Origin of the sequence: Mycobacterium lehmannii (assembly GCF_001499925.1) — a bacterium.
Lineage (GTDB): Bacteria > Actinomycetota > Actinomycetes > Mycobacteriales > Mycobacteriaceae > Mycobacterium > Mycobacterium lehmannii.
Genome location: NZ_LQIR01000034.1, coordinates 49,814 through 75,795, shown reverse-complemented (window position 1 = coordinate 75,795; position 25,982 = coordinate 49,814). Strand labels below are relative to the sequence as shown.

Here is a 25,982-nt window from a genome sequence, read left to right as displayed (position 1 = left end):
TCCATGGCCAAAGCCGCGGGCGGCCGTACCCGCCGGCGCCGTGACCGCGGCTCCATCAATGCCGATGAGATCCTCGAGGGCGCACTGCAGGTCGCGCAGGAGGTGTCGATCGAGAACCTGAGCATGCCGCAACTCGCCAAACACCTCGGCGTCGGCGTCACCAGCATCTACTGGTACTTCCGCCGCAAGGACGATCTTCTCGACGCGATGACCGACCGGGCGCTGGAGCGGTTCGAGTTCACGGTACCGACCATCTCGGCGTCGAATTGGCGAGAGTCGTTGCGCGACCACGCCTTGACCATGCGTAAGCGGTTCCGTGCGGACCCCATCCTCTGCGATCTGGTGCTGATCCGCGGGCAGTTCGGACACCGTGCGATGCACGGTGCGCTGCAGAAACTGGGGCAGCCGATCGGGGCGCTGGTCGAAGCGGGGCTCACGGTCGACCAGGCCGCCGAGACGTATGGCGCGATTTCGGTGCACATCCGGGGTTCGGTGGTTCTCGAGCGACTCCAGGAGCGTACCGAGGGCTTCCCCTCTCAGCGCGACGACGGCGGCCGCTACATCGGGTTCGCCGACGACATCGACTTCGGCTACATCCTCGACAGCATCCTCGACCACGCCGAAGCGATCATCGCGGCGGCGTAGCGCTGTTCTTCGGTGCGCGGTAGGCCACCGTTTTCGACTCGAGGTACTGTTCGAAACCTTCGACGCCGCACTGTCTTCCGACACCGCTGCTTTTGAATCCGCCGAACGGCGCATCGGCCCCGTAGAACATGCCCCCGTTCACGCCGAACGAACCGGTGCGGATGCGACGGGCGATCCCCATCCCGCGCTCCAGTGAGCGCGACGAAACCGCACCCGCCAATCCGTATGCGCTGTCGTTGGCGATCCGCACCGCCTCGTCGTCGTCATCGAACGACATCACCACCAGCACCGGGCCGAATACTTCCTGCTGCGCGATCGCCGCATCGTTGCCGACGCCGACGATCACCGTCGGCGCCACGTAATGCCCGTCCGCCAGATGGTCGGGAAGGTTTGCGACGGGCCCGCCGCCCGCGGCGATCTCGGCACCGTCCGCGCGGGCCTGCTCGATCGCGTCGAGGACCCGCTTCTTCTGCGCGGCGCTGATCACCGGCCCCACCAACGTGTCGGGCTGGACCGGATCGCCGACCGGCACACCCTGATAGGCGGCGGTGACCGTGGCGACGGCCTCGTCGTAGCGCGACCGGTGCACCAGCATGCGCGTCGTGGCCGCACAGGCCTGACCCGCGTGCACGCACACTCCCACCGCCGACCCGACGATCGCCGCGGGCGGGGCGTCGTCGAGCACGATCGACACTGACTTGCCGCCCAGTTCCAGAAACATCCGCTTCATCGTGTCGGCGCCCTGCCGCATCAACCGCTTGCCGACGTCTGTCGAGCCGGTGAACGAGACCATGTCGACGCGGGGGTCGGTGCCGAGCAGCCCGGCGACGTCGTTGGACGGTGTGGGCACCACGTTGACGACGCCGGGAGGGATGTCGGTGTGCTCGGCGATGAGCCGGCCGAGCCGAGTGGCGTTCCACGGCGTGTTCGGATCCGGCTTGAGCACCAGAGTGTTTCCGGTCGCGAGCGCGGGCCCGAGCTTGTTGAGGATCACCTCGATCGGGAAGTTGGACGGGGTGATCGCGGCGACGACGCCGACCGGCTCCTTGATCACCGTGCGCACGTTGCGCTCGCCGAACAGCCCGCCTCCGTCGAGCGTTCGCTCCCATCCGAAATCGAGCATCAGCCGGGCGGGGTACCGCAGGCCGTCTGCCAACGGCCAATCCAGTTGTGCGGACCGGGTTGTCATCACCGGAGCGCCGACCTCGGCGATCAGCTCTTCACGCAGCTCCTCCTGCTCGGCCTCGATCGCGAACTGCAGCTGATCCAGGCAGCGCGCGCGCAGGTGTCGATTGGTGGCCCAGTCGGTCTCGTCGAAAGCGCGACGGGCGGCGGCGATCGCGCGATCCATATCCTCGGCCTCAGCGGCGGCCGTGCTGCCCAACAGTCGGCCGGTGGCCGGGCTCAGGTTGTCGAATTGCGCGCCGGAGGCCGACGACACGAGCTCCCCGTCGATGAGCATCCGCGATTCGGCGCGTCCCGCGGCTCGCTGGCCGACGTCGATGCTGGTCTCGGTCGGTTCCTCTGGATTCCTGGCGGAGCTCAAGCGGCTACCTCGTAGACTCTCATAGCGGGACGACTAACTGTAATGCTTACAGTAAGTTTATACAACAGCCGGAGCGCCGGGTATGAGGAGCCGATTTTGGTCAAGGTCATGGAGGGCGTGCGCGTCCTCGAGGTCGCACAGTTCACCTTCGTTCCGGCAGCGGGAGCGATCCTCGCCGACTGGGGCGCCGACGTCATCAAGGTCGAACACCCAGTGCGCGGCGACACCCAACGGGGGTTCATCAACATGGGCGGATTCCAACTCGACCCCAACCGCCATCCACTGATCGAACACCCCAACCGCGGTAAGCGCAGTGTCGGCATCGACGTGTCGACGCCCGAGGGTCAGGAGGTGCTCTACGAGATCGCCAAGACCTCGGATGTCTTCCTCACCAATTACCTTCCCGCGCAACGACAGAAGAACAAGTTCGACGTCGAGCACATTCGCGCCGCGAACCCCGACATCATCTACGCGCGCGGCAGCGCATACGGCGACAAGGGGCCCGAGCGCGACACCGGCGGATTCGACGGCACCGCCTTCTGGACCCGCAGCGGGGTCGGGCACGCCTTGACCCCCGAGGAAATCGGCGGGGCGCTGTCACAGGGCATCCCGGCGTTCGGCGACTCGATCGGCGGGATGAACATCGCGGGTGGTATCTCGGCCGCACTTTTTCACCGGATGCGTACCGGTGAGGCGGTCGAACTCGACGTCTCGCTGCTGAGCACGGCATGGTGGGCCGGCGGGGCCAGCGTGACACAGGGCATGGAGACCGGCGAGACCATGCGCTCGCTGATGCCGGATGCCGCGGGCCCGAGCGTGAATCCGTTCATGGCAAACTATCTGACCTCCGACGGCGGCACGATCAACTTGTGCATCGTCAGCCCGACCGGTTACATCCGCGACGCGTTCGAGCATCTAGAACTGCCAGAACTCGCCGACGATCCGCGTTTCGGCGACGTGATGCCGCTGATCGAGAACGCTGCCGCGGCAGTCGAATTGATTCGCGAGAAGATCCGCAGCAAGCCTTTCGAGTACTGGCGTCAACGGCTGAAGACCATGAAGGGCCAGTGGGCGCCGTTCCAGAGCTTCCTCGATCTGACCACCGACGAGCAGGCGCTCGCCAACGACATGGTCGTCGAGGTCGAGGCGGCCGACGGGGGCGAGCCCTTCAAGGTCGTTCGCGGCCCGGTGCAGTTCAACCACGAGCCGCTGGAGACGACGCGCGCACCGCAGGCCAGCGAGCACACCGAGCTGGTGCTGATGGATATCGGCATGGACTGGGACCGCATCGAGGCGCTGAAGGAAAAGGGCGCGATCGCCTGAGCTTCCTTGTTGCGCGAGCGCGTGTCTGCACACGAAACACCGCGCTACAACAGCACTTTGCGCACGCCGGGCGCCCCGTGAGCGTGCGCGAAATGGCGAGGATGTGGCCTGTCGGCAGCAGACGCATGCTCGCGGAGTTACGGAACGCGCTCGACCCGTATGGGCACGCCCGTCAGCCACGCCATCCCGGACAGCGCCTCGACGTCGGCCGGGTCGCTGGATGTCAGCTGGTTGACGTTCGCGCCGCCGGCCCGGTTGGCCAGCCGCCAGCTCCCGGTTCCCTTGTGCCCCCAGCCGTGTGGCACCGCGACGACCCCGGGCAGGAGGTCCTTCGTCGTCGACACCGGCACGGTGATCGCGCCGTACGGTGAGGCGATCCGCACCTCGTCGCCGTCGACGATGTGCTGCTCAGCCGCGTCGTCGACATGCATCAGCGCATGCTGGCGACGGTCACCCCGCATCAACAACGGCGAGTTGTGCATCCACGAGTTCTCCGAGCGCGGCTCGCGCAACCCGATCATCCGCAGCGGGTAGCCGTCGGGCAGCGCCCGCCGCGACAACTTGTCGGTCTCGGTGGCAATCCCCTGATGCGCCAGCCGAACCCGGCGCGACAGATAACCGACCGCCTCGCGCAACACGCCCGTGCGGATGTGCGGTGCGACCACGACGCCGTGCGGATGCTGCTCGGTCAGCCGTCGCAGCGTCAGCCCGCCGCGGCGCAGACCGAACCTGTCGCCGCCCTCCGACATCCGGATCAGGGCGTCGATCATGGCCCGCGGCGATGCCTCGGATCCCAGCAACTGCACGAGCTTTCGCATTCCGGAGAACACCGCGAACGCAGGCACTCGACGGGCCAGCCGTCGAGCCAGCTCCTCGACAATGTCCCACTCTCCGCGGGCGTCGCCCACCGGGGCCAGCACGGCCTCGGTCGCTTGGCGAAACGGCGTGGCCTGAAACCCTTGGAACGTATACGGGAAGTCGTCGCGCTCGTACATTGTCGTCACCGGCAGGATGTAGTCGCACTGCGCGCTCGTCTCGGTGACGTAGAAGTCGAGCGCGACCGACAGCTCCAGCTCACCGAACGCCGCCTCGAGTTCCTCACCGTTGGGCACCGACAGCACAGGATTGCCTGCCGAAACGAACATCGCCCGGATCTGGCGCTCGCCCGGTGTTGTGATCTCCTTGGCCATCAGCGCCGCAGGCTCCGAACCGATCGCGCTCGGGATCGCGCCGACCCGCGAGCGCTTCCGCCGGTAGGACCGGCGCATCACGGCACCCATCGCGACGTTCTGCCACTTCTGGCCGACGGTGTGCATAGAGCTGAACACCGAACCGCCGGGCACGTCGAGATTGCCTGCCACCAGGTTCACCGCGTCGATCAGGTACGTGGTCAGCGTGCCATGGCTGCCGACACAGGTGCCGAGCCTGCCATAGATAGCCGCGCGCGGTGTGCTCACCAGGTCACGCGCCAAGCCCCGCACGCTGTCCGCGTCGATCCCGGTTCGCGCTGACGTCGACTCCGGGGTGAAGGGCCTGCACAGGTCGCGCAGCCAGTCCACGCCGTCGGCCTTGCGTTTCACCGCGGCCACGTCGACCAGGCCGTCGGCGAACATCACGTGCAGCAACGAGAGCAGCAGCAGCGAGTCGGTGTCCGGCGCGATACCGAGCCACTCGAACGCCACAGCGGTCTCGCTGCGCCGCGGGTCGACGATCACCACGCGTCCACCACGCTTCACGATGTGGTGCATGCGGTCCTTGATCCGCGGCGCGGTCAAGAAGCTGCCGTGTGACACAACCGGATTCGCGCCCATCATCACCAGGAGGTCGGTTCGCGTCAGATCTGGAATCGGCACCGACGTGGGAACCCCGTAGAGCAACTGGCTCGCGATGAGCCTGCTGTTGGTGTCTTGTGACGACGCGGTGAAGTAGTGCCCGTGGCGGCCGAGACCCTTCATGAACAACAACGCCGCGAAAGTGTGCGCGTAGCTGAAGGCCCCCGGATTGCCCATGTACCAGCCCACCGCGCCGGAGCCGCGGCGACGCAAGATTCGCGACAGGCGGTCGGCGATGTCGGCCATCGCCTCATCCCACGTCACCTCTTCGAAGCCGGACGGCCCGCGACGCAGCGGCCGCGTCACCCGGTCCGGATCGTTGACGACCTCGGTGAACGCGATGCCCTTCTGGCACGCGAAGCCGGCCGACAGCGGATGTTCCTTGTCCGGTCGCAGCGCCACCAGGCGACCGTCCTCGACCGTCGCGATCATTCCGCACAACGGCTCGCAGATCCGGCAGAAGGTCGGCTTGTTCTCGATGACCGGCGCCACGCCGATTACGATACTGTAAGAGTTACAGTTACACGTCGGATCGGCGTTGACCAGAGAGGATCAGGCATGCACGACGTGGCGATCATCGGTGTCGGACTGCATCCCTTCGGGCGTTTCGAGGGCAAATCCGCGATGGAGATGGGGGTTGACGCGATTTTCGCCGCCGTCGCCGACGCCGGTGTCGAGTGGAAGGACGTGCAGTTCGCCACCGGAGGCAGCTGGACCGTGGCCAACCCCGACGCGATCGTCGGCATGGTGGGGCTGTCGGGAATCCCGTTCACCAACGTGTTCAACGCCTGCGCGACGGCGGCCAGCGCAGCCAAGGCGTGCGCCGACGGAATCCGGTTGGGCGACTACGACATCGGCATCGCGATCGGGCTGGACAAACATCCGCGCGGCGCGTTCACCGAAGATCCCGCCCTGGTCGGCATGCCGCGCTGGTACGCCGAGAACGGTCAGTACCTCACCACCCAGTTCTTCGGGATGAAAGCCAACCGCTACCTGCACGAGCACGGCATTTCCCAGCAAACGCTGGCCAAGGTGGCGGCCAAGAACTTCCGCAACGGCGCGCTAAACCCCAACGCGTTCCGCCGCAAACCCATCCCCGAAGACCAGATCCTCAACTCGACGATGCTGAACTATCCGCTCACCCAGTACATGTTCTGCGCACCCGACGAGGGAGCGGCCGCGGTCGTGATGTGTCGCGCCGACATCGCCGAGCGCTACACCACCAAACCCGTGTACCTGCGCGCGGTCGAGGTCCGGACCCGCAAATACGGTGCGTACGAGGTGAACACGACGTTCGCCCCCGTCGAGGAGGACGTCGCGCCCACCGTCTACGCAGCAAAAGCCGCCTTCGAAAAGGCCGGTGTGGCGCCGCAGGACGTCGACGTCGTCCAGTTGCAGGACACCGACGCCGGTGCCGAGATCATCCACATGGCCGAATGCGGCTTCTGCGCCGACGGCGACCAGGAGAAGCTGTTGGCCGACGGGGCCACCGAGATCACCGGTCCGCTGCCGATCAACACCGACGGCGGGCTGATCGCCAACGGTGAGCCGATCGGTGCATCGGGCCTGCGTCAGATCCACGAGTTGGTCCGCCAATTGCGCGGCGAAGCCGGCGACCGCCAGGTGCCCGGCGAGCCGAAGGTCGGCTTCGCGCAGCTTTACGGCGCACCCGGAACCGCCGCCGCGACGATCCTGACGAGGTGACCATGACCCAGTTCACCGATGCGCCGATCTTCGACGCGGACCAGCACATGTACGAGACCGCCGACGCGCTGGTCAAGTATCTACCCGACAAGTACTCGCGGGCCGTGCAATTCGCCCAGATCGGTCGGCACACACGAATCGTCATCAACAACCGCGTCAACGACTTCATCCCCAACCCGACATCCGAACGGGTGGCCGCGCCCGGTGCCCACGAAAAGTTCTTCGCCGGTGAGAACACCGACGGGCTGACACTGCGCGAAATGCAAGGCCCGGCGATCGAGGCACCGGCCGCGACCCGTAATCCGGTGGACCGCATCGCCGAACTCGACCGGCAGGGCGTCGTCGAGGCGCTGAACTACCCAACGTTGGCCAGCCTGATCGAACACGCCACCGCCGACGATCCCCAACTGAGCCTCGCGGTCATCCATGCGCTCAACCAGTGGATGGCCGAGCACTGGAGCTTCAACTACGACGACCGGATCTTCTCCACTCCGATCATCAACCTCTCCGAGGTCGACGGCGCACAGCGCGAACTGGAGTACATCCTCGACAACGGCGCCAAGGTCGCGCTGATCAAACCGGGACCGGTTCGGGGGCTGCACGGTTGGCGCTCACCGGCGCTGCCCGAGTTCGACCCGTTCTGGCGCGACGTCGAAGCGGCCGGGTTACCCATCGTGTTGCACGCCAGCTATCCGCCGCTCGACGACTACGTCGGGCAGTGGGAACCGCCCTATACCCAGAACTTCATGGCGCAGAGCGCGTTTCGGTGGATGGTGCTGGGACACCGCGAGATCGCCGACATGATCACCGCCCTGATCTGCCACGGCACGCTGACGCGCTTCCCAAAGCTGCGCATCGCCAGCGTCGAGAACGGCAGCTCGTGGATCGAGCCGCTGTTCAAGGACTTCGGTGATCTTTACCGCAAGATGCCGCAGAACTTCGGTGAACATCCGCACGACGTGTTCCGGCGCAACATCTGGGTGAGCCCGTTCTGGGAGGGCTGCGTGTCCGACGTCGTCGACACCGTGGGCTGGGACAAGGTGCTGTTCGGTTCGGACTACCCGCACCCGGAGGGGCTCGCGGAACCGAAGGGGTTCTGGAAGTACGCCGAGGGCATGGACGTGCGTCGCACCTATGACTTCATGGGCGACAACGCACGCCGGTTCATGGGCCTGCCGATCGCGAACCCGGACCCGGACGCGGTCAGACCGCCCGCGCTGTCGAACGCCTGACCGCGGGAGACGCACAGTCACCGCGGGGTGAGCGTGCGTGCAGTGTCGCTCGTGACCGGCGTGTCCTGTGCAGACTCGCACGCTCGCGCGGGAGGACATGGCGTGGCAGAGTGCGCGTAGCCTCCCGGGAAGGAGCCACCAATGCCCACGATCACCACGAACGACGGCGTCGAGATCTTCTTCAAGGATTGGGGGTCGGGTCAGCCGATCGTGTTCAGCCACGGTTGGCCGCTGTCGGCCGACGACTGGGACACGCAGATGGTGTTCTTCCTACAACACGGATACCGTGTGATCGCCCACGACCGCCGTGGGCATGGCCGCTCCGCTCAGGTCGCCGACGGCCACGACATGGACCACTACGCCGACGATCTCGCGGCCGTCGTCGAGCACCTCGATCTGCACGACGCGGTCCACATCGGCCACTCCACCGGCGGTGGCGAGGTGGCGCACTATCTGGCTCGGCACGGGCAGTCGCGTGCGGCCAAGGCGGTGCTGATCAGTTCCGTACCGCCGCTGATGGTCAAGACGGACGCCAATCCCGGCGGCCTGCCCAAGGACGTGTTCGACGATCTGCAGGCGCAGTTGGCGGCGAACCGCTCGGAGTTCTATCGCTCTCTGGCCGCCGGCCCGTTCTACGGGTTCAACCGCCCGGGCGTGGAACCGTCGGAAGCGATCATCGAGAACTGGTGGCGCCAAGGCATGATGGGTGGTGCCAAGGCGCATTACGACGGCATCGTCGCCTTCTCGCAGACCGACTTCACCGAGGACCTGAAGAAGATCACCATTCCGGTCCTGGTGATGCACGGCGACGACGACCAGATCGTGCCTTACGAGAACTCCGGTCCGCTGTCGGCGAAGCTACTGCCGAACGGAACCTTGAAGACCTACCCCGGCTTTCCGCACGGCGCGTTCGTCACCCACCACGACGTCATCAACCCCGACCTGCTTGAGTTCATCCGGTCCTGACCGCGGGCGGCTCACTTCATCGCGCGGCGGGAGGCCGCCATGATGAGCTTGCGCACGCGGGCGGAGATGTACACGGCGACAATGCCGTTGAAGACGTCTTCGCGCAGGCGCGTCAAGGTCGAACTGGTGAAGCGCCACTGGCCGTCGATCTTCTCGTAGGTCTCGTGATAGTGGCCGTAGCCGCGCAGGTTGACGCCGGGGCCGAAGCGCACGACGTCTTCAAGAGCCCATACGCCGCGTGCCGTCGTCGGTGAGGTCAGCTCGATCTCAGGGGCGTGCACCTGATGGACGGTGACCTGACTGCGCAGGCTCTTACGGGTGAACGCGACGAAGTCGTCGGCGCCACGGATCACCTTCCCACCGGCAGGGGAAGTGTCGCTGAGGAAGTCGTCGGCGAACAGTCCCCGCCACGCCACCCAGTCCTTGGTGTCGAGGAGACGACAGTAGCGGGCCTTCAGTTGTTTGATCGCCTCGATCTCGACGAGGTCGGCTTCGGTCATCTCGTGGTCATCTTGCGGTCGTCCTCTTCGCCTGTTCGACGTAGAAATGCGCGGCCCGCTCGAGCGACTCGGCGGTGGGCCGCGGGTGCCAGCCGAGTTCTCGGGTCGCCTTACCGTGGTCTGCAGGCGCCATGATGTGCAAGAGCCGAATACCGGTTGTGTTGATCGGGAGTTCTCGCCGCAACAGTCGGGCCAGCGCGCCTGCGACCCGCACCGCCGCGTAAACCACGGGAAGCGGGACTCCGAATCGCGGTCCTTTGGCCCCGACCGCCCTGGCCGCCGTCGTGAGCATATCGCGCATCGGCATGTAGCTCTCGGAGATGATGTAGCGCTCGCCGACCGCGCCGCGCTCGCCGGCGAGCAGGAACGCCTCGGCGACGTCTTCGATACCGACGACCTCGGTGGACACGCCTTTGATGTAGGCCGGGATCTTGCCGAGCGCCGCGTACTGCACCATCAGCCCCTGGTGCGGTTGCCAGTCGCGGGGCCCGTACGGGTTGGACACGTTCATCACCACGGCGGGAAGGCCACGGTCGCGGGCGTAGGACAGGACCAGTTCCTCGGCCTGGCGGCGCGATTCGATGTACGCACCGCCCTTGTCTCCCCAGTCGAAGGGCATGTCCTCGGTCACCGGGCGGCTCCCGTCGCCGAGCGCGATCGTGCCGATGGTGCTGCAGAAGACGAACCGGTGCAGCCCGGCCTTCGCCGCGACGTCGAGCACGCGGCGCAGGCAGTTGACGTTTGTCTCGAACAGCGGGGCCGGGTCGCTCAGATGGAATCGGGTGTCGACGACGCAGTAGTAGACGACGTCACGGTCGGCCATCGCCGCGCGCAGCGCTTCCTCGTCGTAGAGATCGCCGTAACAGCGTTCGACGTCGAGGTCATCGATCGCCACCGTCGAGCTCGTCTGACGCAGATACACCCGGACGTCGTCGCCGCGTTCGGCGAGTTTGCGTGTGACGTGCGAACCGACGAAACCGCTCGGGCCCATCACCAGCGCGCGGCGGGCGGGCGGTGTAGCTGTCGGGGGCGTTTCTGTCATTCTCTCTACCTCGCGAGCGACCGGAAATTGTCACCTTGTCGCGGCGTGTCGTGTGCAAACGCGGACGCTCGCGGAATCAAGGTCAAGAGGCTTTCTTGGCCGGCGGGGCGTATGCGGGCTTGCCGAGGCCGAGCACGTACTGGGCGATCATGTTGCGGAACACCTCCAGCGTGCCGCCGTAGATCCCGACCAGCGGCGCGAAGCGGTACACGTATTCGGCCGCGCCGTCGTCGGCGGCACCGTCGGTGCCCAGCGGCAGCGAGGCCGCAGTACCGAGCAGATCCATCAGATCGGGTGAGATGTCGCGCATCGTCTGCGCCAAGGCCACCCGACCGAAGATGCTGGTGGCCGAGAACGACGCCTCCATGCGGGCGACGCTGCGGCCCAAGCGGTATGCGACCGACCCATCGTCGATCAGCCTGCGGCCGTTGGGATCCGGTTCCGTGACCTTGGCTGCGGCCTTGTCGACAGCGGCGGCCATGGTGTTGGCCTGGTGCATCATGATCGAGACGTCCTGCAGGCCGTCGGCGGCCGCCTCGACGGCGCCGTGTTCGACGTTGAGCGGTTCGCGCACCACGGTCCAGCCGTCGTTGACCTCACCGAGACGGTACTTGTCGTCGACGCGTACGTCGCTGTAGTAGACGATGTTCGTCCGGTCGCCGTCGACGGTGCGGATGCCCTGGATCTCGATGCCGGGCGAATCCAATGGAACCAGAAACATGGTGAGGCTCTTGTGTTTCGGTGCGTCGGGGTCGGTGTTGGTGATCAGGAAGACGTACTGGCAGTTGTGCGCGCCGGTGGTGAACATCTTGGAGCCGTTGATAACCCACCCGTCGCCGTCGCGCACGGCCCTGGTCTTGCACGTGGCCACGTCGGATCCGCCCTCGGGTTCGGTGTAGCCCAGGCAGAGCCGGACCTCGCCGGTGTACACCCGCGGCATGACCTCGGCCTTGAGTTCGGGTGAGCCGAACTTGTCGACCGACCGGGCGATCATGGCCGTGGTGCCGAACGTCACCCATGGCACGTGGGCGCGGCGCTTCTCCAGCTCCCAGATGCGCCGCCGAACCCGGTTGAACCCGCCCTCGGACTCGGGCTTCCATTCGCGGGCAAGGTAACCGGCCTTGCCCAGCGCCAAATGCACGCCCTCGTCGAAGTTGTCGCCGGTCTCACGGTCGCGCCGGATGACGTCGTCGGTGACGATCTCGCGCAGGAAGGCGCGCGACTCCTCGAGGAACGCCTGGTCCTCTTCGGAGAGTTCGACCCGTGAGAAATCCATTACTTGCCCTCTCCACTCTCGCGAGCCGCGACGATCCCGGCGATGTACTTGGCGGCGGCGGCCGGATCTCCCCCGGCGAGCGCCCACCCGCGGGCACGCAGGAGGTACGCACTGGCGGCGGCCTCCGCCGACACCCCGAGCCCGCCTTGAACCTGCACCGCCATCGTGGCGGCCTTGGACGCCTCTTCGGCCATGAACACGAACGCCGACGGCGCCAGTTCGGGCCGCTCGTCGGGTTCGTTGTCGAGGAACCATGCGGCGCGCCGGGCCAGGTTGCGCCCGCCCTGCACCGTGATGGCGATGTTGGCCAGTGGATGCGAGATCGCCTGCAGTGTCGAGATGGGCACTCCGAGGGTGTAACGCGACTTGGCGAACTCCGCGGCGATCGTCATCGTCTCCTCGACCAGACCGACGAGCGCCGCTCCGGTCAGCACCCGCCATTCGTCAAGTGCCCGTTGATACTCCGCGAGCGCGTCGGTCCCGCTGGTCAGGACGGTGCGGGTGTCTGCGGCGGCCGGGTCGATCCACGCCATGGGCAGTCGGCCGATGTTGTCGACCTTGGTGGGTCGGGTGGCGAACGTCAGCTTGACGATGTCGTCACCGTCGCGCAGCACGATGTGGTCGGCAACCGATCCGCTCGGCAGCAGGCGCACACCAGAAGCGCTGTCCTGCTGCGGGTCCAGCCCCACGACCTGCGTACCACTCACGATGTCAGGGGCGGTCGCGCCGAGTCGGCCGAGCAGGCGCGCCGCGCTCACGTGGTCGATCCACGGCACCGGCGCCAGCGAGCGGCCGATCTCCTCGGCCACCAAGGTCAGATCGACCAGCGTCGCTCCGTCGCCGCCCACGTCCTCGGGCAGGGCCATCGTGGTCGCGCCCATCGTACACAGCCGCTCCCAGAGGCTCTTGTCGAAGCCGGATGCCTCTGCGGCGCGGACGGTCTCGATCGAACAGTGCGTCTTGAAGAAGTCCTTGTACGCCGCCTGCAGCGCCTGGTGATCATCCGACAGGCTGTAGTCGAGCCTGCGCAGTTCGTAGCGGTCCATCACTGCTCCTCGTCGGCGCCGAAGAAGAACTCCTGCGCGTTGTTGTACAGGTAGTTGTCCAGCACCTCGGCCGGCAGGTCAAGAGCGAGCGCCTCGGGCACGATCCGACGCATCTTGAGCACCGGCCAGTCCGACGCGTAGATCACCTTGTTCGGACCACGGGTGCGCATGTAGTGCAGCAGGCTGTCAGGCAGCCGCTTCGGCGACCACGCCGACGTCATCAGGCGAAGGTTCTGGTATTTGATCAGCAGGCGGATCGCGACGTCCCACCACGGGTCGGCGCCGTGGATCATGCACAGTTTGAGTTCGGGGAATCGCACGCAGACGCGGTCGAGGTGGATCGGGTTCTGCACCTCGCCGGGGATCGGCGGGCCGGGTATCCCGGTGTTGACGCACAGCGGCAGCCCGAGTTCGGCGCACTTGGTGTAGAGCGGGTAGTACACGGCGTCGCTGGGCGGGTATTGCCCGTCGCCCCAAAAGCTCGGTCCCACCGCCGCATACGCCACCGGCAAGTCGTTGACGACGGACGCCAACTCGCGCAGCGACGGGATCGGGCGCAGCAGGTTGACCCCGCCGATCGCCAGCGCGAACCTGTCGGGTCTGGCGTCGACGAACTTGCGCGCCGTGGTCGAGGGTTTGGCGATACTGTCCATCAGGATCGCCTTCTGGACCCCCTGCTCGTCCATCTCCTCGAGCAGTTCGCCGAGGTCGACGGGGGCGAACATCGACTGTGGGCCCTTGAAGTAGTCGTCGCGGACCTTGAGCATCCATGTCGGCTGTTGTTCGGTCTCGCCGAAGTGGACGTTGACCAGACAATCAATGGCCCGTGTGCTCATGCGCTCACCTGTTGTGTCGCAGCGGCTTTGGCCCAGCGGTAGTCGGGCTTGCCGTTTCCAAGCCGACGCACCTGGTCGACGAAGATGAACTCCTTGGGCGCCTTGAACCGGGCCAGGCTCGACGTGCAGTGCGCGTGCAACGGCTCGTGAGCGGTTTGAGCGCCGTCGCGCAGCGAAACGAGCGCCACGATCTCCTCACCCCACCGCTCGCTCGGCCGCCCCACCACCAGGGCATCCGATATCGCCGGATGCGCGCGCAGCACCTCTTCGACCTCCTCGACGAACACCTTCTCGCCTCCCGTGTTGACGACCAACGAATCGCGTCCGAACAACCGCAGCGTGCCGTCGGCGGCCAGCGATCCGCGGTCACCCGAGATGACCACGCGCTGACCGTCGACCACCGGGAAGGTCCGGCGCGTCGCCGCCTCGTCGTCGAAGTAGCCGAGCGGGATTCGGCCGCCGCGGGCGACGAAGCCGATCTCGTCCTCGCCGGGCTCGAGGAAGCGGCGGTAGTCCTCGGACAGCACCAGCGCGCCCTCGCGCAGCTCGAAGGTCTCCTTCTGCTCGCCGCGCTGGCTGCGACCGAATCCGACGTTGCCGGTCTCGGAGGACCCGTATCCGTTGATGAGGGTGATCTGAGGAAGCAACTCCAGCAGGGCGCGTTGATGTTTCGGATTGGTGGCCGCCCCGCCGGTCCCGATCGCGAACAAGGACGACAGGTCATAGGAGCCGCGACGCAGCTCCTCGACCAACGGTGCCGCGTAGGCGTCGCCGACCATCGTCATCAGCCCGACCTTCTCCCGCTGGGCGGTTTCCAGCACCGCCCGCGCGTCGAATCGCGTTCGGTCGTAGAGGATCACGGGCAAGCCGTTGAGCAGGGCGGCGAACGCCGTCCACATCCCCGCCGCATGCATCAGCGGCGAGACCGCGAACCAGGCCTGACCGCCGTGCGCGACCTTGGCGTGGATCTCGTCGACCGACTCGTGGTCGGCCCCGTTCATCGAGATGACGTAGGTGTCGCTCTGGCGCCACATCACGCCCTTGGGCCTGCCGGTTGTCCCGCCCGTGCACACCATCATGACGTCATCGGGCGAGGCGGTGATGTCGACGTCGCTATCGCCTTGCGCGAGAACATCATCGAGTGTGATGGCGTCGGCGAGCTGTCGTACGTAAGCGTCGTCGTCGATCTCGATCAACAGGTCCGCCGAAGCGGGCGGCAGCACGTCGGCGAACTTCGGGCCGAACGACCGGTGGTAGATCACCGCGCGCGGACGCAGGTAGTCGAGGAGCTCGGCGACCTCGCGCGGGGTGTAGTTGTAGTTGACGTTGACCGGAACCGTCCGGGCCTTCAGACATCCGATCACCATGTCCGGGTACAGGTCGTTGTGCATGAGCAGCGCGACCCGGTCCTGTCCGCACTCCCAGTTCTGCAGATCCGCGCGTTCCCGGTGCGCGCCGAACCCCTGACCGGCCAGGAAGTTCGCTAGCCGGCGGGTGCGCTCTGCGGACTCGCCGAACGTGCTGCGCCGGTCACCGCAGACCGTCATCAACCGGTCCGGCGCGGCCTGCGCGATTGCGTCGAGGACCGCCCCGATCGTCCACTCGCTCATCTGCCAGCGCCCCCGAGGTTCCCGTTGTGCGGTTTCATCCGCGACACGCGGCCATGTCCGGATGAAACCGCACAGTGGCGCCTGATTCCGAATCCGGTCGGCATCACTTGGCCGTCACGGTCACGCCCAGCAGTTCGAGAGCGTTGTCGCGCATCACCTTTCGAGTGTCCTCGTGGCTGAACTCCGGGAACTGCGGGATATCGGCGGTGAACGAGGTGGGATCCGCCAGCCCCTCACCGTGCGGCCAGTCCGACCCGAACAGGATCTTGTCGACGCCGATGGTGTCGGCGAGCAGCTTCACGTCGTCCTCGTAGTACGGCGCGATCCACACGTTGTTGCGCAGCTGCTCGACCGGATCCTCCTTGTAGTGGTACGGCGCGTTGTTGGCGGACTTCTTGAGCCGCTTGATGAGCCGGTAGACGAAGTAGGAGCCGTTCTCGATGCTCACCACCTTGAGCTTGGGGTGGCGGGTGAACACCTGATGGACGATCATCGAGGCGATGCTGTCGTGGATGGCGCGGTCGTCCATGATCACCATGTCGAGCGGATCGCGCCTACCGAAGCCCTTGAACACACCGCTGCCACCCCACAGCGCCGGGATCGCCATGTAGCCCGAATCCGACAGATGGAAGACCACGGGGACACCGGCTTCGGCCAGGCGCGCCCACACCGGGTCGTGCAGCGGATCGCCGAGTGAGCGCGGCCTTACTTCACCCGGCACCGGCGCCGGCCGCACGCACACCAGCTTCGCATCCCGGCTCAGCACGAACTCGACCTCCTCGACGGCCTTCACGGGGTCGGCCAGCGAGATGATCGGCGCGGCGATGATGCGGTGATCGGGCCGGTCGAAGCCCCAGTCCTCGTCGAGCCAAAGGTTGAAAGCATGGACTGTCGCCATGGTGGCCGGGATGTCGTGTTTGAGGCCCTCCTCGACGCCGCACGCGAAAGTCGGCAGCATGAACACGGTTTCGAGGTTCTGCTTGTCGAGAATCTTCACGCGTGCGTCGCGGTTCTGGTACTCGGGATGATCGGCCAGGCGGTCGACCTTCATCAGCGACGCCGGATCCACACCTTCGGGTATCTCGCCGCGGAACAGGAGGTCCAGGCAGCCGGGTTCAATGATCGGGTCGAACGTCGGGTTGGGGATGAAATGGTTGATCACACCGCCGAACACCGCGTAGGTGCGTTTTCCGTCGCTCAGCATCTGCACGCCGCGGCTGCGGAATTCTTTGGGCAGGTGCCGGGTGCACGCGTCCAGCGGTTCGTAGTAGTGGTTGTCCACGTCGATCGCCATGTAGTCCAAGGGCTGTGGTGCGCTCACGACGCATCCTCCTTCTCAGGTTTCAGGGGCGGAAAGTTCGGCGGGCGCTTCTCGAAGAAACTCGTGATGCCCTCGAGGAAGTCGGGTCGGGTCATCGACTCGTGCATCAGCTTCTCGGCGTGGTCGCTGGCGTCGAAGACATCGCGCATGCTGTCTGCGTACACCTGTTGTTTGATCACCGCCAGTGAACTGGGCGCGCAGTTGGCGGCCATGTCCTCGGCGTAGCCGATCGCGCGGGCCAGCAACTCGTCCGGTGCCACCACCTCGTTGACCACGCCCAGCCGGGCGGCCTCGTCGGCGAAGAACACCCGCCCCGACAGCAGCAGGTCCATGGCCACCCCGGTGCCGACGATGCGCGGCAGGATCCACGAGATGCCGTATTCGGCGATCAACCCGCGCCGGGCGAACGACGTGGTGAACTTGGCGTTCTCGGCCGCGAACCGCACGTCGCACGCCAGGGCCAGCGTCAGCCCCATGCCCGCGCAGGCGCCGTTGATCGCGGCGATAACGGGCTTGCGCATGCCCATCACAAAATGCGGATGCCGGGCGCCGACCAGCTTGCCGACGTCGGTGTCGGCGGTGGCATCCACCGTCGCGGCGCTGATCGTCGTCAGGTCCCCCATGTCGGCCCCGGCGCAGAACGCGCGGCCGCTGCCGGTGACCACGATCACGCGCACCTCGGGGTCGGCCTCGGCGTCGTCCATGCGTTCGTAGAACGTGCAGGCGAGCCCTCCGCCCCACCCGTTCATCCGGTCGGGCCGGTTGAAGGTGAGCAGCGCGACCCCGGTGTCGAACACCTCGTAGCGGACCGGCGCGGCCTCGGAGTCGGAGTGGGCGTCGGCGACTTGGTCAGGAGCGCTCACCCAGCAGTCCCCTTCCAGCGGCGCAAGCTCTGTGAATGCTCATACTGTACACCTATCGGTAGCGCCTTCCGCAACCGTCGCTCAGCTAGTTGTCGACCAGCCCGAGCCGCCGATAAGCGGTGTCGATCTGGGCTTTCGCCTCGGCGGGTAGGTGGGCCTGCGGCGGCCGGGAGTGCGGATACGCCCCGATCGGCAGGCCGAGCACCGACGCCGCGTACTTGAACGCCCCTCCCCAGTGGGTGAAGTAGTCGGGCCGCCCGGGATAGCAGGTGAACCACGAACCCATGTCGAGGTCGAACTGGTCGAGCCCGGACTCGCGCGCGTGGTCCATCGCCTCGACCAGTTTGTCGTTGACAATCAGCTCCCAGTACTCGCTGAACACGCGTCGCTCCGGGGTCTCGAACAGGTAGCCGGCGGTGCCGAGCTGCGCGGGGCAGACGATGCCGTCGCGCAGCCAGCCCGCGCGGTAGACGGTCTTGTCGCACTCCCACACCGCGAGATCCGGCGCCAACTCGTGCAGCATCCGGCTGGCCATCGGGCGGAACGCCCCTTCCTTCGTCGCGCAGACCGCCGGAATCTGGTCGTAGATGGCGGCGCTTTCGGCCGGCGTCAGGACATAGCCCGACGACGGCGAATTGAACATGCCCAACGCGATGTCGGTGCGGTCGGCGATGTAGCGGAAGAAGTTCAGCACCCCCTGCCCGCCGTGCGCCTCCATCATCGGTGTCTGGATGTAGACGATGTCGGCGCCGGCCTCTTGCGCGTGACGCGTGAGCTCGAGGCAGTCCTTGGCAGCCGTCGCCGCCGTGCACGCCTGCACGACGACGTCGGGGTTGGCGGCGCGGCCCTCCTCGATCGCGATCTCCAGCAACCGCTTTCGCTCGTCGATGGTCAGCGCCCAGAACTCGGCGATACCGCTCGTGCACCACAACAGCGGATGGTTCAACGCACCGACGCAGTGCCGCACCAGCGTCCGGTAGGCGTCCCAGTCGATGTCGTCACCGTCGACACCGCGAAACGGCGTGTACAGCGAATCACCGATCCCGCGCAGATGATTTCGAGCCCACTCCCGGGCGTCCTTCGCCGAAGCCACGATGACCTCCTCAGCCGATTCCGATGAACCCCACGCTAAAGCTCAGGTGAAATCTGAGCCCCCGTCGACATTGACGTTGGCACCGGTCATGTACGAATTGCGGCGGGACGCGAGAAACGCGACCACGGGCGCGATTTCGCCGGGCAAACCCGCGCGCGGGAGATGCGCCGGATGGCCGAAGTGCTCGCCGATGGCCGACATCAACGCGTACGGATCGTTGCCGTCGACGCCCACCGACTCGGCCCAGCCGATCAGCGCCTCGGAGGCGATGCTGCCCGGAGAGACCACGTTGACCATGATCTCGTCGGGGGCCAGCAGCAGCGACAGGTTCTTCGAGATGCTCGTCAGCGCCGCTTTGGCGGCGGTGTAGGCGGGCAGGATCACGCTCTGCCGTTGCGTCGAATGGGCGGAGAAGTTGACCACGCGCGCCCATTCGGCCGCGCGCAACAGCGGTAGCGCCGAGCGCACGCAATGCACCATGCCCATCACGCCGCTGTCGAACGCGACGCGCCACTGTTCGTCGGTCAGGTCCTCGAAGGTGCCGACGGCGTCGGGGCCGACGGCGTTGATCAGGATGTTGAGTCGCCCGTCCCAGCGCTGCGCGACTTCGTCGAAGGCTCGCTGCACCTGATCGGCTTCGGTGGTGTCGGCGCTCAGCGCGAGCGTGTCCGGGCTGCCGATTTCGGCAAGGGCCGTCGCCGCATCTTCGAGGACATCCGGCGTCCGCCCCACAACCGCGATCCTGGCCCCGTCCTCGGCCAGGCAGCGCGCCGTCGCAAAGCCCATTCCGCGCCCGCCGCCGACGACGACAGCGGTGGCGTCCTTCAGCCCGAGGTCCATGCGGCCTTTCGCTCACCCGATTGCGTAGAAAAGCTTACTATAGGACTTACAGTAGAACAGCGGAATCCATGTGGAGGCCGGTGACGGAACGGCTCCCGGTATGGTTGACGGCAACGGCGCAGCCGCGACACACCTGCATTGGCGCAGATCAGGGGCGGCTGACGGTACATTCAGGTCCACCAACCCGCTTTACGGGGGGTGCGCGCGGCTTATCGATGGAGGTGCCCTAGGTGGCAAGGCAGGCGACCGCGGAGAAGCGTCAACGACGCGAGCGCGGATCGATCAATCCCGACGACATCATCAAGGGCGCCTTCGAACTCGCCGAAGAGGTGGGCATCGACAACCTGTCCATGCCGTTGCTCGGCAAGCATCTCGGCGTCGGCGTCACCAGCATCTACTGGTACTTCCGCAAGAAGGACGATCTCCTCAACGCGATGACCGACCGCGCGCTGCGCCAGTACGTGTTCGCCACGCCATATGTCGAAGCCAAGGACTGGCGTGAGACGCTGCGCAACCATGCCCACACCATGCGAAAGACGTTCATGGGCAACCCGATTCTTTGCGACCTGATCCTCATCCGGTCGGCGCTGAGCCCCCGGGTGGCCAAGCTCGGCGTGCAGGAGGTGGAGAAAGCGATCGCCGGCCTGGTCGAGGCAGGCCTGTCGGCCGAGGACGCGTTCGACACCTACTCGGCGGTCTCGGTGCACGTTCGCGGATCCGTTGTGCTGTACCGCCTTCGGGAGAAGAATCGGGCCGCCAACGAGGGCCCCAGCGATCTCGAGGACACCATGAGCATCGACGCCGACAGCACACCGCTGCTGGCGTTGGTCACCGAGAAGGGCCACCACATCGGGGCGGCCGACGACAAGAACTTCGAGTTCGGTCTCGAGTGCATCCTGGACCGGGCGGAACGCCTGATCGATGACGCCGGCGCGAAGTCGGCGAAGAAGGCCGCCCGCAAGCGCTAGATGCGGGTTCGGTGTAGTTGGTCGCGCTCACCGCAACCAACTACACCCAAGCCTGCTAGACCTCGACGACGACCGCGCCGCCCTGGCCGCCGCCGGCACACATGGCCGCGACGCCGATTCCGCCGCCGCGCCGCTGCAATTCGTAGACCAGCGTGGTGACCATCCGCGCACCCGATGCCGCGATGGGATGGCCGAGACTGCAGCCGCTTCCGGAGAAGTTCACCAGCTCCTCGTCGATGCCGTACTCGCGGCACGCCGCGATCGGCACCGACGCGAACGCCTCGTTGATCTCCCACAGCGTGACGTCGGACGGCTTGAGTCCGGCGCGGTCGAGCACCTTGCCGATCACCTTCACCGCGCCGAGCCCGCAGTCGCGCGGGGGCACACCCGCCGCGGCCCAGGCCTTCACGGTGGCCAGCGTGGTCAGGTTGTTGGCGGCGGCGTAGTCGCTGTCGACGAGCGCCACCGCGGCGGCCGCGTCGTTGGTGCCGCTGCTGTTGCCCGCGGTGATCGAGAAGCCCTCGATCTCGGGGTGCAGGGGCTTGAGGCCGGCCAGCTTCTCGGCCGTGGTGTCGCGGCGCGGGTGCTCGTCGACGCTGAACTCGGTGACCGAGCCATCGAACTGCTGCACCTTCAGCGGCACGATCTCGTCGACGAACCTGCCCGCGTCGATCGCGGCGATCGCGCGCTGGTGTGAGCGCGCCGCCCAGGCGTCCATCTCCTCACGCGTGATGCCGACCGACTGCGCGGTGTTCCATCCGACGGTGATCGACATGTCGCGCGTCGGCGCGTCCGGCGTCTCGACGTGGGTGGGCGGCATCCACTTCTCTTCGAACTTCAGCTCAGGGCCCGGGATACGCCAGTTGACCAGCGGCGTCATCGACAGCGACTGCACACCGCCGGCGATCAGCGCACGTTCCATACCGGAGCCGATCTGCGCCGCGGCGTTGCCGATCGCGGTGAGGCTGCCCGCACAGTGCCGGTTCACCGACTGGCCCGGGACATCCGGCAGCCCGGCCGCGTCGGCCGCATAGCGAGCCAAATCGCCTCCGCCATAATGGGATTCGGCGAAGATCAGATCGTCGATGTCGTTGGGGTCGATACCCGAGCGACGGATCACTTCCGGCAGGACGGCGGTGATCAGCGTCTCCGGCGGAGTGTTGACCAGTGTCCCCTTGAAGGATCGACCGATCGCGGTCCTGGCGGCACCGACGATGACGGGTGTTCCCATGTTTCTACCTCGGGTTTCGACGTTAACGACGTTACAAAACTAGCAGCTAGTGTAGCGGACTCCGCTACTCGGGCTCGGGTACGTGGAAATGCTCGTCACGCAGCCGGAAGGCCTCCTTGGTGCCGTGCTGCGCGCGGGTCTTGACGAAGTTGAACTCACCCTCGGCGAACTGCAGGTTCGTCCCGTACGCGTGGAACAGGTAGCTCGCCACTTCCTCGCCCTGGTAGGCCTGACTCTGCTCGACGAGGCGGAACGCCTCCTTGGCGATCACGATCCCGTCGGCGGGCATCTTGGCGGCCTTCTCCGCCCAGTACCGGGCCCGCTTGGTCACCTGGTCGGCCTCGCAGGTCTCGGTGAAGACGCCGAGATGTTCGATCGAGCCCGCCTCGATGATGTCGCCGGTCAGCAGCAGCCGACGGGCCAACACCGGGCCCAGCCGGTGGAAGAACATGTGCAGGCTTCCCAGTGCGGGGCCGAGGAACCGGGTGGCGGGCATGCCGATCTTGGTGGTGCGGGCGATGACGGAGATGTCGGTCATCAACGCCATCTCGAAGCCGCCGCCCAGCGCATAGCCGCTGACCTCCCCCACCGTGACTTTCGGAAAGCCCATGAAGTTGTGGTAGAAGCCGAAGGTCTTGCGGTCCACCGTGAGCCGGCGCCGTTGACTCGGGCGCCGCTTGGCCTGCGGCGAGTCCTTCTCGCCATACCAGCCGTACGCGTTGTTCATGTCCGCGCCCGTGCTGAACACCCCTTCGGTGCCGCGCAGCAACACGACGGTGATGTCGTCGTCCTCGGCGACCTGGTCGAGGTGGCGGCCGACGGTCTCGCGCATCGCCGCGTCGTAGGAGTTGCGCTGGGCGGGGTTGTTCAGCGTGATGGTCGCGATCCGCTTGTCGCGGTCGACGTCGAACAGCACGCGGTCATCGGCGGTGGTCATGGGGTGTCCTCACTGAACGTCGGAAATGAGCCTGGCCTCTATGGTTTTGTCCGTTCCGGCCGCGAGCGTGTTGCGCCGTGCGACCGCAAGGTGGTCGGCGGCCAGTCGCGCCGCGCGGGCCTGGTTGCCGTCGCGGATCGCGTCGAGCAGGCGTTGGTGATCGCGCAGCGCGGCCCGCATCGTCTTGTCGTTCATCGGATCGGCGCCCGTCTCATCGCCCCACACCGACGACTCGTGCGCCGACCAGATCAGCTCCAGCGAGCCGATCAACAGGATCATTGGCTCGTTGCCGCAGCGGGAGACGATCGTCTCGTGAAACCGCCGGGCATTGGGGACATACCGCGACGGGTCGTCGAAATCGTCGATCTGTCTCTGTATCTCGTCCTCGAGGTGGGGCACGACCTCGGTCATGCGGTCGGACCTGGCCGCGCACATGCTCGCGCAGATCGGTTCGAGGTGCAGCAGTGCGCCGCTGACATCCGCGGGAGTCGCCGACCGGGCCTGCAGCACCATGCTGATCATGTGGGCGGTGCGGTCCGCCGACGGCTGATGCACGACCGCACCCCCCATGTTGCCGCGCCGTACCGAGATCAGGCCCTCCGTCTCGAGGATGTGGATGGCCTCGCGCAACGCCGGTGGGCTGACGCCGAACTCGGCGAGCAGGCCGTCCTGCGATGGCAGCACGTCGCCCTCTTTGAGCCGCCCGGACAGGATGTCGTCGCGCAGCCGCGCAGCGATGATCTCGGCCACTCGGGGCTGACGGATCCTGTGCGCGCTGGTCATCTCGGCCGGCGCTTCCCGAATTGGAACACCGACAGCCGCTCGGGTGAGGACGCCGACGTGTTGAACTCACCGATGCACAACACCTCCTCGCCCAGCAGCAACCGGGCCATCGATGTCACGCGGCCGTCGGCCTCCACGCGACTCACGTCGAATTCCAGCTCCGTGAGGATCGGCGTCGGCCTGCGGAAGGTGACCGTCAGCGAGCGGGTCTTGCCCGTTCGGCCCATGGCGCAGCTGTGATGCTGGGTCACGCAGTCGAAGAACACGGCGAGAAACCCACCGTTGACCAATCCTGGTGGACCTTCGAAGACGACCGGGAACGTGACCCTGCCCGACGAGGAGTCGGCGTCCAATGCGTCGATGGTGTATTCGGGAAACGCCGGGTTGTACGCGCCGACGTCGAAGGCGTGGTCGAGGTATACCCGCTGCGTCTCCGCGGCGTCGGGGCCGATGCGCGGCGTCATATCGGTCGGTGCGGCGGCGGCCAATTCGCGTTCCCAATCACCGAGCTGGCGCAGCATCACGTCGACGGTGGGATGGTCGTGTTCCAGCGACAGCAGCAGGCCGCTGAGCCGGCGCAGGGCACCCGCGGCCGCGACGGTCTGCCCCAGCGGTTGCTCGCCGTAGCTCGGCGTGTCCTGTGCCATCGATGGCCTCTCGTCGGCGCGACGTCTTTTCGACCGCTGTCCTTGCTAACTTGTACAAGATAGCAATACTGTATGTCTAACCGTATAGCTCGAGATTGGCGGATTCAACGGTGACCGATGCGGCTGACGACGGCGTGGTCGAAACCTCGCGCGACGGCGCGATCCTGCGTATCACGCTGAATCGCCCTTCGCGGCGTAACGCGTTGAGCCGCAGCATGACCGACACGCTCGTGGCGACATTGACCGCAGCCGCCACCGACGATTCCCTACGCGCCGTCCACATCCGTGGCGAGGGGTCGGATTTCTGCGCCGGGGTGGACTGGGTAGCGTCCAACGCCGGTGAGCGGCGTCCCCGCACCGGAGATATCCTCCGGCGCCAACCCCACACCGCGCACCGAGTGGTCGAACTGGTCCACACGCTTCATCTACCGGTGGTGTGCACGGTTCGCGGCTGGGCCGCCGCGCTCGGTTGTAACCTGGCGCTGGCAGCCGACTTCACCGTGGCCGCGAAGGACGCCGTGTTCTGGGAGCCGTTCCTCGGGCGCGGTTTCAGTCCCGACTCGGGTTCGACCTGGCTGCTGCCCCGCCTCGTCGGGCTGGCGCGCGCCAAGCGGATGCTGCTGCTGGGCGAGAGGGTCAGCGGCGCCGACGCGGCGCAGTGGGGTCTGATCCACGCCGCGGTGCCGGAAAACGAATTATCCGCGGTGAGCGACGAACTCGTCGAGCGGTTGGCATCCGGGCCGACCGTCGCGATGGGCCTGGCCAAACAATCCATGCACTACGGCCAGCACGCGTCGCTTTCCGACACCATGATCAGGGAGCTCTACAACGTCGAGTTGTCCTGCCGGACCACCGATTTCAAAGAAGGGCTGGCGGCGTTCCGCGACAAGCGGCCGCCGGAATTCCAAGGGCGCTGACGAATAGGAAGACGATGTCCCCCACTTTCGAGAACATCACCTACGAGGTCGACGGGCACAAGGCCACGATCACCTTGAACCGGCCCAATGCGCTCAACGCGCTGAGCCCGCACATGGTCTCAGAACTTCGCAACGCCTACGACGAAGCCGAGAACGACGACGACATCTGGATCCTGATCGTGACCGGCACGGGCCGTGCGTTCTGCACCGGCGCCGATGTCGGAGAGATCCCCGAGGACGGCAGGGTCATCTACGAGCGGCCGTACCTGTCCACCTACGAACAGTGGGAGGCGCCACAGGAGGGCACTCCCCCGTTCCGGCGGATGGCCAAGCCGGTCCTCACTGCCGTGAACGGGTTGTGTTGTGGGGCAGGACTGGACTGGATCACCACCGGCGACATCGCGATCGCCTCCGACAAGGCCACATTCTTCGATCCACACGTGAGCATCGGTCTGGTGGCCGGCCGCGAGATGGTCCGGCTGGCCAGGATCCTGCCGCGCAACATCGCGCTACGCATGGCGCTGATGGGCAAGCACGAGCGGATGAGCGCCGAACGGGCATACGAGCTGGGCATGATCAGCGAGGTGGTGGAGCACGACCGACTGTTGGAGCGCGCGCACGAGATCGCCGACATCGTCAACTCGAATGCCCCGCTCGCGGTCCGGGGTACCCGGCTGGCCATCCACAAGACGCTCGACCTGCCGCTGCACGAGGCGGAGATCCTCGCCGAGACGTTCCGTGAGCGGGTGGTGCGCACCGACGACGCCGCCGAGGGCCCCAAGGCGTTCATGGAGAAGCGCACCCCGAACTGGCAGTGTCGATAA

At 66.5% G+C, this 25,982-nt stretch carries 24 protein-coding genes; 8 read left to right on the top strand and 16 right to left on the bottom strand.

Features of this window, described 5'->3' with window-relative positions:
• Nucleotides 1-3 precede the first annotated feature (3 nt).
• Nucleotides 4-645: a TetR/AcrR family transcriptional regulator gene (locus tag AU192_RS17290; protein WP_064398342.1), complete on the top strand. Its 642-nt coding sequence runs from the start codon at nt 4-6 to the stop codon at nt 643-645.
• On the opposite strand, the gene AU192_RS17285 is transcribed toward AU192_RS17290, so the two are convergent.
• A complete protein-coding gene (locus AU192_RS17285) occupies nt 629-2,107 on the bottom strand; it encodes an aldehyde dehydrogenase family protein (protein ID WP_235630336.1) in 1,479 nt (492 codons plus the stop codon). The two genes, AU192_RS17290 and AU192_RS17285, sit on opposite strands and share 17 nt — an antisense overlap.
• Before the next feature lie 192 nt (nt 2,108-2,299).
• Here AU192_RS17285 and AU192_RS17280 point away from each other — a divergent pair, with 192 nt between their 5' ends.
• Complete coding sequence (locus AU192_RS17280) at nt 2,300-3,514, top strand: CaiB/BaiF CoA transferase family protein (RefSeq protein WP_064398338.1); 1,215 nt, start codon at nt 2,300-2,302, stop codon at nt 3,512-3,514.
• A 137-nt stretch (nt 3,515-3,651) separates the two neighbouring features.
• Here the strand turns inward: AU192_RS17280 and AU192_RS17275 are convergent, their stop codons facing one another.
• A complete protein-coding gene (locus AU192_RS17275) occupies nt 3,652-5,838 on the bottom strand; it encodes a molybdopterin-containing oxidoreductase family protein (RefSeq protein ID WP_082695044.1) in 2,187 nt (728 codons plus the stop codon).
• A 66-nt stretch (nt 5,839-5,904) separates the two neighbouring features.
• Here AU192_RS17275 and AU192_RS17270 point away from each other — a divergent pair, with 66 nt between their 5' ends.
• The 3 genes from AU192_RS17270 (at nt 5,905) to AU192_RS17260 (ending at nt 9,248) form a co-directional block, all read left to right on the top strand.
• On the top strand, nt 5,905-7,050 hold the full coding sequence (locus AU192_RS17270; protein WP_064398335.1) for a thiolase family protein: 1,146 nt from the start codon (nt 5,905-5,907) through the stop codon (nt 7,048-7,050).
• 2 nt (nt 7,051-7,052) lie between these two features.
• Nucleotides 7,053-8,282 carry an amidohydrolase family protein gene (locus AU192_RS17265; protein WP_064398334.1) on the top strand — a complete coding sequence of 410 codons (1,230 nt, stop codon included), beginning with the start codon at nt 7,053-7,055 and terminating at the stop codon, nt 8,280-8,282.
• Nucleotides 8,283-8,423: 141 nt separating this feature from the next.
• Nucleotides 8,424-9,248: an alpha/beta fold hydrolase gene (locus AU192_RS17260; RefSeq protein WP_064398332.1), complete on the top strand. Its 825-nt coding sequence runs from the start codon at nt 8,424-8,426 to the stop codon at nt 9,246-9,248.
• An 11-nt stretch (nt 9,249-9,259) separates the two neighbouring features.
• On the opposite strand, the gene AU192_RS17255 is transcribed toward AU192_RS17260, so the two are convergent.
• The 10 genes from AU192_RS17255 to AU192_RS17210 all read right to left on the bottom strand — a co-directional run bounded on the left by AU192_RS17255 (nt 9,260) and on the right by AU192_RS17210 (nt 19,675).
• Complete coding sequence (locus tag AU192_RS17255; RefSeq protein WP_064398330.1) at nt 9,260-9,748, bottom strand: nuclear transport factor 2 family protein; 489 nt, start codon at nt 9,746-9,748, stop codon at nt 9,260-9,262.
• A gap of 7 nt (nt 9,749-9,755) precedes the next feature.
• Nucleotides 9,756-10,790 (bottom strand): NAD-dependent epimerase/dehydratase family protein, encoded by a 1,035-nt coding sequence (locus AU192_RS17250; RefSeq protein ID WP_064398329.1) that lies wholly within the window; start codon nt 10,788-10,790, stop codon nt 9,756-9,758.
• Nucleotides 10,791-10,872: 82 nt separating this feature from the next.
• The gene (locus tag AU192_RS17245; RefSeq protein WP_064398326.1) at nt 10,873-12,066 is read right to left on the bottom strand and encodes an acyl-CoA dehydrogenase family protein; all 1,194 of its coding nucleotides are present in this window, start codon (nt 12,064-12,066) and stop codon (nt 10,873-10,875) included.
• Nucleotides 12,066-13,112 (bottom strand): acyl-CoA dehydrogenase family protein, encoded by a 1,047-nt coding sequence (locus tag AU192_RS17240; RefSeq protein WP_064398323.1) that lies wholly within the window; start codon nt 13,110-13,112, stop codon nt 12,066-12,068. The genes AU192_RS17245 and AU192_RS17240 overlap by 1 nt, the downstream gene beginning before the upstream one ends.
• The gene (locus AU192_RS17235; protein WP_064398321.1) at nt 13,112-13,948 is read right to left on the bottom strand and encodes an amidohydrolase family protein; all 837 of its coding nucleotides are present in this window, start codon (nt 13,946-13,948) and stop codon (nt 13,112-13,114) included. Before AU192_RS17235 ends, AU192_RS17240 begins: the two co-directional genes overlap by 1 nt.
• Nucleotides 13,945-15,558, bottom strand: a complete 1,614-nt coding sequence (locus tag AU192_RS17230; RefSeq protein ID WP_064398319.1) for an acyl-CoA synthetase — start codon at nt 15,556-15,558, stop codon at nt 13,945-13,947. Before AU192_RS17230 ends, AU192_RS17235 begins: the two co-directional genes overlap by 4 nt.
• A gap of 103 nt (nt 15,559-15,661) precedes the next feature.
• Complete coding sequence (locus tag AU192_RS17225) at nt 15,662-16,852, bottom strand: amidohydrolase family protein (protein ID WP_064398810.1); 1,191 nt, start codon at nt 16,850-16,852, stop codon at nt 15,662-15,664.
• 23 nt (nt 16,853-16,875) lie between these two features.
• A complete protein-coding gene (locus tag AU192_RS17220; protein WP_064398317.1) occupies nt 16,876-17,742 on the bottom strand; it encodes an enoyl-CoA hydratase in 867 nt (288 codons plus the stop codon).
• 85 nt (nt 17,743-17,827) lie between these two features.
• Nucleotides 17,828-18,835: a dihydrodipicolinate synthase family protein gene (locus AU192_RS17215; protein WP_064398315.1), complete on the bottom strand. Its 1,008-nt coding sequence runs from the start codon at nt 18,833-18,835 to the stop codon at nt 17,828-17,830.
• 42 nt (nt 18,836-18,877) lie between these two features.
• Nucleotides 18,878-19,675: an SDR family NAD(P)-dependent oxidoreductase gene (locus AU192_RS17210; protein ID WP_064398313.1), complete on the bottom strand. Its 798-nt coding sequence runs from the start codon at nt 19,673-19,675 to the stop codon at nt 18,878-18,880.
• Nucleotides 19,676-19,905: 230 nt separating this feature from the next.
• Between AU192_RS17210 and AU192_RS17205 the strand changes: the two genes are divergently transcribed.
• Complete coding sequence (locus tag AU192_RS17205; RefSeq protein WP_064398311.1) at nt 19,906-20,643, top strand: TetR/AcrR family transcriptional regulator; 738 nt, start codon at nt 19,906-19,908, stop codon at nt 20,641-20,643.
• Nucleotides 20,644-20,698: 55 nt separating this feature from the next.
• Here the strand turns inward: AU192_RS17205 and AU192_RS17200 are convergent, their stop codons facing one another.
• The 4 genes from AU192_RS17200 to AU192_RS17185 form a co-directional block, all read right to left on the bottom strand.
• Nucleotides 20,699-21,874: a thiolase family protein gene (locus AU192_RS17200; protein ID WP_064398309.1), complete on the bottom strand. Its 1,176-nt coding sequence runs from the start codon at nt 21,872-21,874 to the stop codon at nt 20,699-20,701.
• 64 nt (nt 21,875-21,938) lie between these two features.
• The gene (locus AU192_RS17195; RefSeq protein ID WP_064398306.1) at nt 21,939-22,811 is read right to left on the bottom strand and encodes an enoyl-CoA hydratase/isomerase family protein; all 873 of its coding nucleotides are present in this window, start codon (nt 22,809-22,811) and stop codon (nt 21,939-21,941) included.
• Between the two features lie 9 nt (nt 22,812-22,820).
• Entirely contained in the window at nt 22,821-23,594 is a 774-nt protein-coding gene (locus AU192_RS17190) for a FadR/GntR family transcriptional regulator (RefSeq protein ID WP_064398305.1), read from the bottom strand.
• Nucleotides 23,591-24,241 carry a hotdog family protein gene (locus AU192_RS17185; RefSeq protein WP_064398302.1) on the bottom strand — a complete coding sequence of 217 codons (651 nt, stop codon included), beginning with the start codon at nt 24,239-24,241 and terminating at the stop codon, nt 23,591-23,593. Before AU192_RS17185 ends, AU192_RS17190 begins: the two co-directional genes overlap by 4 nt.
• A 110-nt stretch (nt 24,242-24,351) precedes the next feature.
• Here AU192_RS17185 and AU192_RS17180 point away from each other — a divergent pair, with 110 nt between their 5' ends.
• Both AU192_RS17180 and AU192_RS17175 read left to right on the top strand, forming a co-directional pair.
• Nucleotides 24,352-25,158: an enoyl-CoA hydratase/isomerase family protein gene (locus AU192_RS17180; RefSeq protein ID WP_064398300.1), complete on the top strand. Its 807-nt coding sequence runs from the start codon at nt 24,352-24,354 to the stop codon at nt 25,156-25,158.
• 14 nt (nt 25,159-25,172) lie between these two features.
• Nucleotides 25,173-25,982 carry an enoyl-CoA hydratase/isomerase family protein gene (locus AU192_RS17175; protein WP_064398297.1) on the top strand — a complete coding sequence of 270 codons (810 nt, stop codon included), beginning with the start codon at nt 25,173-25,175 and terminating at the stop codon, nt 25,980-25,982.